This window comes from Bacteroides gallinaceum, from assembly GCF_030373775.1.
Taxonomy (GTDB): domain Bacteria; phylum Bacteroidota; class Bacteroidia; order Bacteroidales; family Bacteroidaceae; genus Phocaeicola; species Phocaeicola excrementipullorum.
This window is the reverse complement of sequence record NZ_JAUDEN010000015.1, coordinates 37,431-52,250: the sequence shown is the minus strand read 5'-3', so window position 1 is coordinate 52,250 and position 14,820 is coordinate 37,431. Positions and strand designations below refer to the sequence as shown.

Below are 14,820 nucleotides of genomic sequence, written 5' to 3'. Positions count from 1 at the left end.
AAGGTATACAAAGTTAGCATTTCTGTGTGATTTTTTATAAAATATGCCGGAAAGTTTTGTGGATAAAGAAAGTATGTGTAATTTTGCGCCGCGATTAACTGCCGGAAATATTTAATAACAACATATCTTTAATTTTAAAAAAACATGATTATTGTACCAGTAAAAGAAGGCGAAAACATTGAAAAGGCGCTGAAGAAATTCAAAAGAAAATTTGAAAAAACAGGTGTAATTAAAGAACTGAGAAACAGACAGCAGTACGACAAACCGTCTGTTAAAAAGAGACTTAAGATGGAACATGCCATCTATGTACAAAAAATGCGTCAGAACGAAGAATAATAATTCCGCAAAATTCTTGAATTATTGAATTCTTTTTCATATATTCGTTGCTGAATATAAGCGATGTTTCTATGCTGAAAGAATCTTTTTTAAGGTATCTCCGCTATGAACGGAACTATTCGGACTATACGGTGCTTTCGTATGGTACGGATTTGGTTAAGTTTGAGGAGTTCTTTAAAAACATGGACGAGGCTCTGGACTACCGGACGGTGGATGCTGATGTTATCCGCAATTGGGTGGTTTCGCTGATGGATGCAGGCTATACGGCTTCTTCAGTGAACAGAAAGCTGAGTTCGTTGCGGTCTTTTTATCATTATTTGCTGAGGAAAGGCGTTGTCAGTGTTGACCCTATGCTGAAGATTGCCGGTCCTAAAAAGAGGAAGCCGCTTCCCGTTTTTGTGAAAGAAGCCGATATGGCCCGTTTGCTTGATGAAACGGATTTCGGCGAAGGCTTTTTAGGAGTGCGTGACCGTATGATTATAGAGATGTTCTATTCGACGGGGATGCGGTTGTCTGAACTTGTGGGGCTGGCTGACAAGGACGTGGATTTCTCGGCGGGAGTGATAAAGGTGACTGGAAAGAGAAACAAGCAAAGGCTGATCCCTTTCGGTGAGGAGCTGAGGGAAGATATGAAAGCCTATGTGGAGGCGAGGAACGAAAGCTGTGACGGGAAATGTGAGGCTTTTTTTGTCCGTAAGGACGGAAGGGCAATGCTTCCTGGAACGGTGAGGCTTATAGTGAAACGGAACCTGTCGAAAGTTGTAACGTTGAAGAAAAGGAGCCCGCATGTGCTTAGGCATACCTTTGCTACTTCCATGCTGAACAATCAAGCCAACTTGGAAGCGGTGAAGGAGTTGCTGGGACATGAGAGCCTGACCACTACGGAGGTCTATACGCATACGACTTTTGAAGAATTAAAAAAAGTTTATAAACAAGCTCATCCCAGAGCCTAAAGAAAGAGGAGGTAATTATGGAAGTAAGAATTCAATCCATTCATTTCGATGCGTCTGAAAAACTGGAAGCCTTTATTCAGAAGAAGGCGGAAAAGCTCGAGAGATTTTGCGATAATATAAAGAAAGTAGAGGTGTCTTTGAAAGTTGTGAAACCTGAAACGGCTATGAACAAGGAGGCCGGAGTGCGTGTCTTGGCGCTCAATTCAGAGTTTTACGCAGAAAAAGTAAGTGATACATTCGAAGAATCAATAGACGTGTGCATGGATGCACTGTCTAAACAATTGCTGAAAGCGAAAGAAAAACAGCAGGGTAAGTAAAAAAGTCACGAAAATGTTTTGTGATTAAAAAATAATACCTAACTTTGCAGCCGCTAAGTCGTGAAAGGCGGCTGCAAAATTTTAAAAATCAAGCCTCTTTAGCTCAGTTGGCCAGAGCACGTGATTTGTAATCTCGGGGTCGTTGGTTCGAATCCGACAAGAGGCTCAACAAGAAGAGGAAACAAAAGGTGTTTCAATGCCGGATGTTCTTTGAGAGTGGGGCAAATACCAGAGTGGCCAAATGGGGCAGACTGTAAATCTGCTGGCTTACGCCTTCGGTGGTTCGAATCCATCTTTGCCCACTTGAATTTGCGGAAGTAGCTCAGTTGATAGAGCATTAGCCTTCCAAGCTGAGGGTCGCGGGTTTGAGTCCCGTCTTCCGCTCTTTTTCTTCTTCTTTTTTTTGCTGTTATAGCTCAGCGGTAGAGCACTTCCTTGGTAAGGAAGAGGTCCCGGGTTCAAGTCCCGGTAACAGCTCGTGGATTTGTAAAGCTGATTATTAATCAAATAAAAATAAGTAAAGCTATGGCTAAAGAGAAATTTGAACGCACCAAACCGCATGTGAACATTGGTACGATTGGTCACGTAGACCACGGTAAGACAACTTTGACTGCCGCTATTACTAAGGTATTGGCAGAAAGAGGTTTCACTAAAGCTGACGAAATCAAGTCTTTCGATCAGATTGACAACGCTCCCGAAGAAAAGGAACGTGGTATCACCATCAATACTTCTCACGTAGAGTATGAAACTGCTAATCGTCACTATGCTCACGTTGACTGTCCGGGACACGCTGACTATGTAAAGAACATGGTTACTGGTGCTGCTCAGATGGATGGTGCGATCATTGTAGTTGCTGCAACTGATGGTCCGATGCCTCAGACTCGTGAACATATTCTGTTGGCTCGTCAGGTAAACGTACCGCGCTTGGTTGTATTCTTGAACAAGTGTGATATGGTTGACGATGAGGAAATGTTGGAACTGGTAGAAATGGAAATGCGTGAATTGCTTTCTTTCTATGACTATGATGGTGACAACACTCCGATTATCCGCGGTTCTGCTCTGGGTGCATTGAATGGTGTTAAGGAATGGGAAGACAAGGTTATCGAACTGATGGATGCTGTTGATAACTGGATTCCTCTGCCTCCGCGTGATGTAGACAAACCGTTCTTGATGCCGGTTGAAGACGTATTCTCTATCACTGGTCGTGGTACTGTTGCTACAGGTCGTATCGAAGCTGGCCGTGTAAAGGTTGGTGATGAAGTTGAAATCCTGGGCTTGGGCGAAGACAAGAAGTCTGTTGTAACTGGCGTTGAAATGTTCCGTAAGATTTTGGACGAAGGCGAAGCTGGTGATAACGTAGGTCTGTTGCTCCGTGGTATCGACAAGAACGAAATCAAGCGTGGTATGATTCTGTGCCATCCGGGACAGGTTAAAGCTCACTCTAAGTTCAAAGCTGAGGTTTATATCCTGAAGAAAGAAGAAGGTGGCCGTCACACTCCGTTCCACAACCACTACCGTCCTCAGTTCTATCTGCGTACTATGGACTGTACAGGTGAAATCACTTTGCCGGAAGGAACAGATATGGTGATGCCGGGTGATAACGTAACTATCACTGTAGATTTGATCTACCCGGTTGCATTGAACGTAGGTCTGCGTTTCGCTATCCGTGAAGGTGGACGTACAGTAGGTGCTGGTCAGATCACTGAAATCCTTGACTAATTATTGATGGTTATTTAACCGAATGATACGATAGTTCCCGAAAAATAAATTCGGGAACTATTTTTACGGGAATAGCTCAGTTGGTAGAGCATCGGTCTCCAAAACCGAGTGTCGGGAGTTCGAGTCTCTCTTCCCGTGCTAAAATTAAAAGAATATGTTTACAAAGATAACGAAGTATTGCAAAGAATCTTATGACGAACTGGTCCATAAAGTTTCATGGCCTAACCGTTCGCAGCTTTCAAGTAGTGCAGTGGTTGTTTTGACAGCTTCCCTTCTCATTGCACTCGTTGTTTTTATAATGGATTCTGCCTTCCAGTTCCTTATGGAGGACGTTATCTATCCGCACTATTAATAAGTTTTTAAGATGTCTGAGATTGAAAAGAAATGGTACGTGCTGCGTGCCGTAAGTGGTAAGGAAAGCAAGGTGAAAGAGTATCTTGATGCTGATATCAAGCACGGTAACCTTGGTGACTATGTATCTCAGGTATTGATTCCGACCGAAAAGATCTATCAGGTTCGCAATGGCAAAAGAATTGTGAAGGAGAGAACTTATCTCCCTGGTTATGTTTTGGTGGAGGCCGCTTTGGTGGGTGAAGTTGCCCATCATTTGAGGAATACACCGAACGTGATCGGTTTCCTTGGAGGAATGGATCATCCAGTCCCCCTCAGGCAATCGGAAGTAAGTCGGATTCTGGGTACGGTAGATGAACTGCAGGAAAGCGGAGAGGAAATCAATATTCCTTATACCGTTGGAGAAACAGTGAAAGTTAGTGTCGGTCCGTTCAGCGGATTCAGTGGCCTCATTGAAGAAGTGAATACGGAAAAGCGCAAGCTGAAGGTTATGGTCAAAATATTCGGTCGGAAAACACCGCTCGAGTTAGGCTTTGCGGATGTAGAAAAGGAATGATGTATTTGTTACGTACAAAGTTCCCTTCGTTAAATACTTATATAAAAATTTCATAAGAAAATGGCTAAAGAAGTTGCTGGACAAATCAAATTACAGATTAAAGGAGGCGCTGCAAATCCATCTCCTCCCGTAGGACCTGCTTTGGGTTCCAAGGGTATCAATATCATGGAGTTTTGCAAGCAATTCAACGCCAGAACCCAGGACAAGGCGGGCAAGGTATTGCCTGTAATCATTACCTACTACTCAGACAAGTCTTTCGATTTTATCATCAAGACTCCTCCTGTAGCTATCCAGTTGCTCGAGGCTGCCAAGATTAAGAGCGGTTCCGCTGAACCTAACCGCAAGAAGGTTGCTGAACTGACATGGGATCAGATTCGCGCTATTGCTCAAGATAAGATGGTTGACTTGAACTGCTTTACTATCGAAGCTGCCATGTCAATGGTGGCAGGAACAGCTAGAAGTATGGGTATCGCTGTAAAAGGTGACTTCCCGGGTAATAATTAATTAACTTCAATTGACAATGGGTAAACTGACAAAAAATCAAAAGTTGGCTGCAGGTAAGATTGAAGCAGGGAAAGCATACTCACTTAAAGAAGCTGCTAATTTGGTAAAAGAAATTACTTTTACTAAATTCGACGCTTCGGTAGATATAGACGTGCGCTTGGGAGTTGACCCTCGTAAAGCTAACCAGATGGTGAGAGGCGTAGTTGCTCTTCCTCACGGAACTGGTAAGCAAGTTCGTGTGCTCGCTTTGTGTACATCTGACGCTGAAGCTGCTGCTAAGGAAGCCGGTGCTGACTATGTAGGTCTTGACGAATATATTGAAAAGATCAAAGGTGGATGGACTGACGTTGATGTTATCATCACAATGCCGTCTATTATGGGTAAAATCGGTGCTCTCGGCCGTATTCTCGGTCCTCGCGGATTGATGCCTAACCCGAAGAGCGGTACCGTAACTATGGACGTGGCTAAGGCTGTTAAAGAGGTTAAGCAGGGTAAGATTGACTTTAAGGTTGACAAGAGCGGTATCGTTCACACTTCAATCGGAAAAGTTTCTTTCACTGCTGATCAGATTCGTGATAATGCCAAAGAATTTATTGCTACTATCATTAAACTGAAACCTGCTGCAGCTAAAGGTACTTATATCAAGAGCATTTATCTTTCAAGTACTATGAGTAAGGGAATTAAAGTAGACCCTAAAACTGTAGACGAAACAATTTAAAGCAGGAGGAAATCATGAGAAAGGAAGATAAAGGCGTTGTTATCAGCCAGTTGGCTGATGCTGTTAAGCAGTATGGACATTTCTACCTGGTTGACACGACTGCAATGAATGCAGCTGCAACAAGCGAGCTCCGCCGGAAATGTTTTAATGCTGGTATTAAGCTGGTAGTTGTGAAGAATTCATTGCTTCACAAGGCTTTGATGAGCTTGGATGTTGATTATTCACCGTTGTTCGATTCCTTGAAAGGTACGACTTCTGTAATGTTCTGTGAAACAGCTAATGCTCCGGCAAAACTGTTGAAAGAATATAAAGAAGGAGTTCCTTCTCTGAAGGCTGCTTATGCAGAAGAAGGCTTCTATGTGGGTGCTGAACAACTGGAAGCTCTCGCGACTATCAAGAGCAAGGACGAGGTTATTGCCGAAATCGTGGCTTTGCTGCAATCTCCGGCAAAGAATGTCATCTCAGCTCTTCAGTCTGGTGGAAACACCATTCATGGAGTTCTTCAGACTTTGGCCGAACGTGCGGAATGATGCGTTGTGCTTGAACTGAAAACACTCAAACCATTAATTATTAAAAAGTAACAAACAATTAAATTCATACAAAAATGGCAGATTTGAAAGCTTTTGCAGAACAATTAGTTAACTTGACAGTAAAAGAAGTTAATGAACTTGCAACTATCCTGAAAGAAGAATATGGTATTGAACCTGCTGCTGCAGCCGTAGCTGTTGCTGCTGGTCCTGCTGCTGCTGGTGCAGCTGCTGCTGAAGAAAAAACTTCATTTGATGTTGTTTTGAAGAGCGCAGGTGCAGCTAAACTGCAGGTTGTTAAGGCTGTGAAGGAAGCTTGCGGTCTTGGCTTGAAGGAAGCTAAAGACTTGGTTGACGGTGCTCCCAGCACTTTGAAAGAAGGTTTGGCTAAAGACGAAGCTGAATCTTTGAAGAAGACTTTGGAAGAAGCTGGAGCAGAAATCGAACTTAAATAACATTAGCCTGTTAGTCAGGTACTTCGGTTAAGAATCTCCCTGTTCGGGGATTCTTAACCTTTTTGTGTCTATATTAAGTTCGCCGGATATTTATTCATTGTCTGGTTGAAAATATTTTATAAAAACTTCATACAGATGTCTTCAGAAACTCAAAATCAACGAATTAATTTTGCTTCCGTAAAGAATCCGATGAACTATCCGGATTTTCTGGAAGTGCAGTTGAAGTCTTTCCATGACTTTTTACAGTTAGATACCCCGCCCGAAAAACGAAAAAACGATGGCTTGTATAAGGTTTTTGCGGAAAATTTCCCGATTGCTGATACACGCAATAACTTCGTGCTCGAGTTCCTTGACTACTATATCGATCCGCCTCACTATACCATTGATGATTGTCTGGAACGTGGATTGACTTATAGTGTTCCCTTGAAAGCCAAATTGAAGCTTTATTGTACAGACCCCGATCACGAAGACTTTGACACGGTGATTCAGGACGTGTATTTGGGACCGATTCCTTATATGACTCCGAAAGGAACCTTTGTCATCAATGGCGCTGAGCGAGTTGTCGTTTCTCAGCTGCACCGTTCGCCGGGCGTATTCTTTGGACAGAGTATCCATGCGAATGGAACCAAGCTGTATTCTGCGCGTATTATTCCGTTTAAGGGATCCTGGATTGAGTTTGCAACTGACATAAACAATGTCATGTATGCTTATATTGACCGCAAGAAGAAGTTGCCGGTTACAACGTTGTTGAGAGCTGTAGGCTTTGAAAATGACAAGGATATACTTGAAATCTTCAATCTTGCAGAGGACGTTAAGGTAACCAAAACGAATCTGAAGAAAATCGTGGGGCGCAAGCTTGCGGCTCGTGTGCTGAAAACATGGACGGAAGATTTCGTTGATGAAGATACGGGTGAAGTTGTTTCTATCGAACGTAACGAGGTTGTCATCGACCGTGAAACGGTTATCGAGCCTGAACACATCGACCTGATTCTTGAATCTGGCGTCCAGAACATCCTCGTTCATAATGAAGAAGCTAATTCTTCAGATTATTCCATCATCTTCAATACTTTGCAGAAAGACCCGAGCAACTCTGAGAAGGAGGCCGTGCTGTATATCTACCGTCAGTTGCGAAATGCAGATCCGGCCGATGATGCAAGCGCACGCGAAGTTATCAATAACTTGTTCTTCTCTGAAAAGCGTTATGATTTGGGTGATGTAGGCCGTTATCGTATCAATAAGAAATTGAATCTCGATACGCCTATGGATGTCAGAGTATTGACGAAACAAGATATTATCGAAATCATCAAATATCTGATAGAGCTGATTAACTCGAAGGCGGATGTTGATGATATCGATCATTTGAGCAACCGTCGTGTGCGTACTGTAGGCGAACAGTTGTCAAATCAGTTTGCGATAGGCTTGGCTCGTATGTCACGTACCATTCGCGAACGCATGAATGTACGCGACAATGAGGTGTTCACTCCGATTGATTTGATCAATGCGAAGACTATTTCTTCTGTGATCAATTCATTCTTTGGAACAAATGCTCTATCTCAGTTTATGGACCAGACCAATCCGTTGGCAGAGATCACTCACAAACGTCGTTTGTCTGCATTGGGTCCTGGTGGTTTGTCGCGTGACCGTGCCGGATTTGAGGTGCGTGACGTGCATTACACCCATTATGGACGTCTGTGTCCGATTGAAACTCCTGAAGGTCCGAATATCGGTCTGATTTCTTCTTTGTGTGTCTATGCAAAGATTAACGACCTCGGATTTATCGTGACTCCATACCGGAAGGTTAAGGATGGAGTAGTTGATCTTTCACCGGAAGGCATTGAGTATCTTTCTGCTGAAGAAGAAGAAGATAAGATTATTGCACAGGGTAATGCACCGTTGAATGATGACGGTTCGTTTGTGCGGAATAAGGTTAAATCCCGCCGTGATGCGGATTACCCGGTTGTTGCTCCTGATCAAGTTGACTTGATGGATGTTTCTCCTCAGCAGATTGCTTCAATCGCAGCTTCTTTGATTCCGTTCTTGGAACATGACGATGCTAACCGTGCATTGATGGGATCGAACATGATGCGCCAGGCTGTTCCTCTGTTGAGAACCGAGGCTCCTATTGTAGGAACCGGCATTGAAAAGCAGTTGTGTGAAGATTCGCGCACACAGATTGCTGCGGAGGGTGACGGAGTTATTGATTTTGTAGACGCTACAACAATCCGCATTCTGTATGACCGTACGGATGATGAAGAATTTGTCAGCTTTGAGCCTGCGTTGAAGGAATATCGCATACCGAAATTCCGCAAAACCAACCAGAGTATGACGATTGACCTGCGTCCGATTTGCAGCAAGGGACAGCGCGTGAAGAAAGGTGATATCCTAACAGAAGGCTATTCGACAGCTGACGGTGAGTTGGCTTTGGGCAAGAATCTGCTTGTTGCTTATATGCCGTGGAAAGGATACAACTATGAGGATGCCATTGTGCTGAACGAGCGTATGGTTCGTGAAGACATCCTGACTTCTGTTCACGTGGATGAATATATTCTGGAAGTTCGCGAAACAAAACGTGGAATGGAAGAGTTGACTTCTGATATTCCGAATGTGAGCGAGGAGGCAACCAAGGATTTGGATGAAAACGGTATTATTCGTATCGGAGCGCGTGTTGAGCCGGGCGATATCCTGATAGGAAAGATTACTCCGAAAGGTGAGTCTGATCCGTCGCCGGAAGAAAAGTTGCTTCGTGCGATTTTTGGCGATAAGGCCGGTGATGTAAAAGATGCTTCGCTGAAAGCTTCTCCTTCGCTGCGAGGTGTGGTTATTGATAAGAAACTTTATTCGCGTGTTATCAAAACCCGCAGTGAGAAAAATGCTGATAAGGCAATTCTTCCCAAATTGGAGGATGAATTTAAAGAAAAAGCCGCAGCACTGAAGGAAATACTTGTCAACAAATTGCTGGTACTGACGGCCGATAAGGTTTCCCAAGGTGTTAAGGATTATCTGGGTGTGGAAGTCATAGCCAAGGGCGCCAAATTTACAAAGCATGATCTGGAACCGCTGGATTATACCGTTATTCAGTTGAGCAAGTGGACAAACGATGCTCATAAGAATGATATGATCCGTGACCTGGTTATGAATTATCTGAAGAAGTTCAAAGAACTTGATGCAGAGCTGAAGCGTAAGAAGTTTGCGCTGACAATCGGTGATGAACTTCCTTCCGGCATCATTCAGATGGCCAAAGTGTATATTGCCAAGAAGCGTAAAATCGGTGTCGGCGATAAAATGGCGGGTCGTCACGGTAACAAGGGTATCGTATCTCGAGTTGTTCGCCAGGAGGATATGCCGTTCTTGGCTGACGGAACGCCGGTTGATATCGTGCTGAACCCGTTGGGTGTGCCTTCGCGTATGAATATCGGTCAGATATTCGAAGCCGTACTTGGACGCGCCGGAAAAGAACTGGGAGTGAAGTTTGCTACTCCGATTTTTGACGGTGCAACATTGGACGATCTGGACAAGTGGACAGATAAGGCAGGGTTGCCTCGCTATTGCAAGACTTATTTGTATGATGGCGGTACAGGTGAACAGTTTGACCAGGCTGCAACTGTAGGTGTGACTTATATGTTGAAACTGGGTCATATGGTTGAAGACAAGATGCACGCACGTTCTATCGGTCCGTACTCTCTGATTACTCAGCAGCCTCTTGGAGGTAAGGCACAGTTCGGTGGACAGCGTTTTGGAGAAATGGAGGTTTGGGCAATCGAGGCCTTCGGTGCTGCTCACATTCTTCAGGAAATCCTTACCATTAAGTCGGATGATGTCGTAGGACGTTCTAAGGCATACGAAGCAATCGTTAAGGGCGAGCCGATGCCTACTCCGGGTATTCCTGAGTCTTTGAATGTGCTGTTGCATGAACTGAGAGGCCTTTGCTTGAGCATAACCCTGGAATAATCTACAAGTGGAGAACAAGGTCCGGACTTGCTCCTTGTTCTTCATGATTTAAATTCTTCATTTTATTATAAAATATAAAGTATGGCTTTTAGAAAAGATACCAAGATAAAAAGTAACTTCTCGAAGATTACTATCGGTCTGGCTTCACCGGAGGAGATCCTTGAAAATTCATATGGTGAAGTGCTGAAACCGGAAACAATCAATTATCGTACTTACAAACCTGAACGCGACGGTTTGTTCTGCGAACGTATCTTCGGTCCGGTGAAAGACTACGAGTGCCATTGCGGTAAATACAAGCGTATCCGTTATAAAGGAATTGTGTGTGACCGGTGTGGTGTTGAAGTGACGGAAAAGAAAGTTCGTCGTGAACGCAGCGGACATATTCAACTGGTTGTACCTGTTGCTCATATCTGGTATTTCCGTTCATTGCCGAATAAGATCGGCTATTTGTTGGGCTTGCCGACAAAGAAACTGGATGCTATCATTTATTATGAACGCTATATAGTGATTCAGCCGGGTGTGAAGGCTGAAGACGGCATTAATAAATACGACTTGCTGTCTGAAGAAGAGTATCTGGACATTATGGATACACTTCCGAAGGACAATCAGTATTTGGAAGATACAGATCCGAACAAGTTTATCGCTAAGATGGGTGCCGAGGCCATTTATGACCTGCTGGTAGGATTGGATCTGGACGCTCTGTCGTACGAGCTTCGCCATAAGGCGAACAATGATTCTTCGCAGCAGCGTAAAAACGAAGCGTTGAAACGTTTGCAGGTTGTAGAATCATTCCGCGCGTCACGTGGTCGCAATAAGCCTGAATGGATGATTGTGCGTATTGTTCCGGTTATTCCGCCTGAACTGCGTCCGTTGGTTCCTTTGGACGGCGGACGTTTCGCTACATCTGACTTGAACGATTTGTATCGTCGCGTGATAATCCGTAATAATCGTTTGAAACGGTTGATCGAGATTAAGGCACCTGAAGTTATCTTGCGTAATGAAAAGCGTATGCTGCAGGAAGCCGTTGATTCCTTGTTCGATAACTCCCGTAAATCAAGTGCTGTTAAGACAGATGCAAACCGTCCGTTGAAGTCTTTGTCAGACAGCCTGAAAGGTAAGCAGGGACGTTTCCGTCAGAACTTGTTGGGTAAGCGTGTCGACTATTCAGCGCGTTCGGTTATTGTTGTTGGCCCTGAATTGAAGATGGGTGAATGCGGTATTCCGAAACTGATGGCTGCCGAATTGTACAAGCCGTTCATTATCCGTAAGCTGATAGAACGCGGTATCGTGAAGACTGTAAAATCAGCCAAGAAGATAGTTGACCGGAAGGAGCCTGTTATTTGGGATATTCTTGAACATGTGATGAAGGGGCATCCGGTGTTGCTTAACCGTGCTCCGACACTGCACCGTCTGGGTATCCAGGCATTCCAGCCGAAGATGATTGAAGGCAAGGCTATTCAGCTGCATCCGTTGGCTTGTACGGCATTTAACGCCGACTTCGACGGTGACCAGATGGCTGTTCACCTGCCTTTGAGCAACGAGGCTGTACTGGAAGCTCAATTGCTGATGTTGCAGTCGCATAACATCTTGAATCCTGCAAATGGTGCGCCTATCACTGTGCCGGCACAGGATATGGTATTGGGACTGTATTACATTACCAAACTGCGTAAGGGCGCAAAGGGTGAAGGATTGATTTTCTATGGCCCGGAAGAAGCGATGATTGCTTACAATGAAGGAAAGGTTGACATTCATGCCATTATCAGCGTAGTTGCCAATGACCTTGATGAAGACGGCAATATCGTCAAGAAGCTGATTAAAGAAACGTCTGTTGGACGTGTTATTGTCAACCAGCTTGTTCCTGATGAGTGCGGTTATCTGAATACGATTATTTCTAAGAAGTCATTGCGTGATATCATCAGCGATGTAATCAAGAAAGTCGGTGTTGCACGCGCATGTGAATTCTTGGATGGAATCAAGAACCTGGGTTATCAGAAAGCATTCGAAGGCGGCTTGTCGTTCAACTTGGGCGATATTATCATTCCGAAAGAGAAGGAAGATCTGATCAAGAGAGGTAACGAAGAAATCGAGCAGATCATGATGAACTACAACATGGGTTTCATCACCGATAACGAACGTTATAATCAGGTTATCGATACATGGACACATGTTAACAGTGATTTGTCAGATATTCTGTATAAGACTATTAAGGAAGATGACCAAGGTTTCAACTCGGTATTCATGATGCTGGACTCCGGTGCCCGTGGTTCTAAAGAGCAGATCCGTCAGTTGTCGGGTATGCGTGGATTGATGGCCAAGCCGCAGAAAGCCGGAGCTGAAGGTGCACAGATTATCGAGAACCCGATCCTTTCTAACTTTAAGGAGGGTCTGTCGGTGCTTGAGTACTTTATTTCTACTCACGGTGCCCGTAAGGGTCTTGCCGATACCGCATTGAAAACAGCCGATGCCGGTTATCTGACTCGTCGTCTTGTTGATGTTTCGCATGATGTCATCATCAACGAAGAAGACTGCGGTACGTTGCGCGGACTGGTATGCACAGCTCTGAAAAACAACGATGAGGTGATTGCTACGTTATACGAACGCATCCTCGGCCGTGTTTCTGTACATGATATTATTCATCCGACAACTGGCAAGCTGATTGTCGCAGCCGGTGAAGAAATCACGGAAGCCATCGCAGAAGAAATCGAGAAATCTCCGATTGAAAGCGTTGAAATCCGTTCTGTGTTGACTTGCGAATCGAAGCGGGGTGTTTGTGCTAAGTGCTATGGACGTAACCTGGCAACAAGCCGTATGGTTCAGAAAGGTGAGGCCGTGGGCGTTATCGCTGCACAGTCTATCGGTGAGCCGGGTACTCAGTTGACATTGCGTACTTTCCATGCCGGAGGTATCGCAGGCAACATGGCTGCCAATGCAAGCATCGTGGCGAAGAATGATTCACGTCTGGAGTTTGAAGAACTGCGTACGGTGGACGCTGTTGAAGAAACAGGCGAACCGGTTAAGATTGTAGTCGGACGTTTGGCCGAGGTTCGTTTTGTGGATGTCAATACAGGCATTATCCTGTCAACTCACAATGTGCCTTACGGTTCGAAACTATACGCTTCCGACGGTGAAGTTGTTGAAAAGGGCAAGCTGATTGCCAAGTGGGACCCGTTCAATGCTGTGATTGTGACAGAAGCTTCAGGTAAGATTGACTTTGAGGCGGTAATCGAAAATGTAACGTATAAGGTTGAGTCGGATGAGGCTACCGGTTTGCGTGAAATTATTATCACCGAGTCTAAAGATAAGTCAAAGATTCCGTCGCTGCATATTCTGGATGAAAACGGCAACTCGCTCCGTACATACAACTTGCCTGTGGGCGGCCATGTTGTTGTGGAAGATAAACAGACGGTTAAGGCCGGAGATATTCTTGTCAAGATTCCTCGTGCAGTCGGTAAGGCTGGTGATATTACCGGTGGTCTGCCGCGTGTAACCGAATTGTTCGAAGCGCGCAATCCGTCTAATCCGGCTGTCGTTTCAGAAATCGACGGAGAGATAACGATGGGCAAGATCAAGCGCGGTAACCGTGAAATCATCGTTACGTCGAAGGCTGGCGATGTGAAGAAGTATCTGGTTGCTTTGTCCAAGCAGATTCTGGTTCAGGAGAACGATTATGTGCGTGCCGGTACTCCGTTGTCTGACGGTGCCATTACTCCAGCCGACATTCTGGCTATTAAAGGTCCTACAGCCGTTCAGGAATACATTGTGAATGAAATTCAGGATGTATACCGTTTGCAGGGTGTAAAGATCAACGACAAGCACTTTGAAATCATTGTCCGCCAGATGATGCGTAAGGTTCAGATTGACGAACCGGGTGACACACGCTTCTTGGAACAGCAGATTGTCGACCGCATCGAATTCAATGAAGAGAACGACCGGATTTGGGGCAAGAAAGTGGTTGTTGATGCCGGTGACTCTCAGATTCTGCAGCCGGGTCAGATTGTGACAGCTCGCAAGCTCCGTGACGAGAACAGTATGCTGAAACGCCGCGACCTGAAACTGGTTGAAGTGCGTGATGCAATTCCTGCAACGTCAACTCAGATTCTGCAGGGTATTACGCGTGCTGCATTGCAGACTTCAAGCTTCATGTCTGCAGCTTCATTCCAGGAAACGACGAAAGTGCTGAATGAAGCAGCGATAAACGGTAAGGTTGATAAACTGGAGGGTATGAAAGAGAACGTGATTTGCGGTCATTTGATTCCTGCAGGAACAGGACAGCGTGAATTTGACAAGATTGTGGTCGGCTCTAAAGAAGAATACGACCGCATTTTGGCCAATAAGAAGAATGTTTTGGATTATAGTGAAGTAGAATAATAATCTGAAATGAGATATTAAAGAAGACGGTGAAACTCCAGTTTGTGGATTTCACCGTCTTCTTTATT

General features: G+C 44.7%; 12 protein-coding genes and 5 tRNA genes. All 17 read left to right on the top strand.

The window, feature by feature from the left end; genetic code table 11:
- Positions 1 to 144 precede the first annotated feature (144 nt).
- Positions 145 to 336 (top strand): 30S ribosomal protein S21, encoded by a 192-nt coding sequence (gene rpsU, locus QUW60_RS09535; RefSeq protein ID WP_258336737.1) that lies wholly within the window; start codon positions 145 to 147, stop codon positions 334 to 336.
- Positions 337 to 407: 71 nt separating this feature from the next.
- Positions 408 to 1,289, top strand: coding sequence for a tyrosine-type recombinase/integrase (locus tag QUW60_RS09530; protein ID WP_258336736.1), 882 nt, complete (start codon positions 408 to 410; stop codon positions 1,287 to 1,289).
- A gap of 17 nt (positions 1,290 to 1,306) precedes the next feature.
- Entirely contained in the window at positions 1,307 to 1,606 is a 300-nt protein-coding gene (gene hpf, locus QUW60_RS09525) for a ribosome hibernation-promoting factor, HPF/YfiA family (protein ID WP_258336735.1), read from the top strand.
- A 92-nt stretch (positions 1,607 to 1,698) separates the two neighbouring features.
- A tRNA-Thr gene (locus tag QUW60_RS09520) sits at positions 1,699 to 1,772 on the top strand.
- Between the two features lie 53 nt (positions 1,773 to 1,825).
- Positions 1,826 to 1,908, top strand: a tRNA-Tyr gene (locus QUW60_RS09515).
- A gap of 9 nt (positions 1,909 to 1,917) precedes the next feature.
- Positions 1,918 to 1,990 (top strand) — tRNA-Gly (locus QUW60_RS09510).
- A 21-nt stretch (positions 1,991 to 2,011) separates the two neighbouring features.
- Positions 2,012 to 2,083, top strand: a tRNA-Thr gene (locus tag QUW60_RS09505).
- A gap of 48 nt (positions 2,084 to 2,131) precedes the next feature.
- Complete coding sequence (gene tuf / locus QUW60_RS09500; protein ID WP_289560092.1) at positions 2,132 to 3,325, top strand: elongation factor Tu; 1,194 nt, start codon at positions 2,132 to 2,134, stop codon at positions 3,323 to 3,325.
- A gap of 65 nt (positions 3,326 to 3,390) precedes the next feature.
- Positions 3,391 to 3,463, top strand: a tRNA-Trp gene (locus QUW60_RS09495).
- A 16-nt stretch (positions 3,464 to 3,479) separates the two neighbouring features.
- Positions 3,480 to 3,677 (top strand): preprotein translocase subunit SecE, encoded by a 198-nt coding sequence (secE, locus tag QUW60_RS09490; RefSeq protein WP_258336733.1) that lies wholly within the window; start codon positions 3,480 to 3,482, stop codon positions 3,675 to 3,677.
- Positions 3,678 to 3,689: 12 nt separating this feature from the next.
- A complete protein-coding gene (gene nusG / locus QUW60_RS09485; RefSeq protein WP_258336732.1) occupies positions 3,690 to 4,232 on the top strand; it encodes a transcription termination/antitermination protein NusG in 543 nt (180 codons plus the stop codon).
- Between the two features lie 60 nt (positions 4,233 to 4,292).
- The gene (rplK, locus tag QUW60_RS09480; protein WP_258336731.1) at positions 4,293 to 4,736 is read left to right on the top strand and encodes a 50S ribosomal protein L11; all 444 of its coding nucleotides are present in this window, start codon (positions 4,293 to 4,295) and stop codon (positions 4,734 to 4,736) included.
- Between the two features lie 16 nt (positions 4,737 to 4,752).
- Entirely contained in the window at positions 4,753 to 5,454 is a 702-nt protein-coding gene (gene rplA, locus QUW60_RS09475; RefSeq protein WP_258336730.1) for a 50S ribosomal protein L1, read from the top strand.
- Positions 5,455 to 5,468: 14 nt separating this feature from the next.
- Entirely contained in the window at positions 5,469 to 5,984 is a 516-nt protein-coding gene (gene rplJ, locus QUW60_RS09470; protein ID WP_258336729.1) for a 50S ribosomal protein L10, read from the top strand.
- A gap of 74 nt (positions 5,985 to 6,058) precedes the next feature.
- Entirely contained in the window at positions 6,059 to 6,436 is a 378-nt protein-coding gene (gene rplL / locus QUW60_RS09465; protein WP_258336728.1) for a 50S ribosomal protein L7/L12, read from the top strand.
- 135 nt (positions 6,437 to 6,571) lie between these two features.
- Complete coding sequence (gene rpoB / locus QUW60_RS09460) at positions 6,572 to 10,384, top strand: DNA-directed RNA polymerase subunit beta (protein ID WP_258336727.1); 3,813 nt, start codon at positions 6,572 to 6,574, stop codon at positions 10,382 to 10,384.
- Between the two features lie 81 nt (positions 10,385 to 10,465).
- Positions 10,466 to 14,752, top strand: coding sequence for a DNA-directed RNA polymerase subunit beta' (gene rpoC, locus QUW60_RS09455; RefSeq protein ID WP_258336726.1), 4,287 nt, complete (start codon positions 10,466 to 10,468; stop codon positions 14,750 to 14,752).
- Positions 14,753 to 14,820 lie beyond the last annotated feature (68 nt).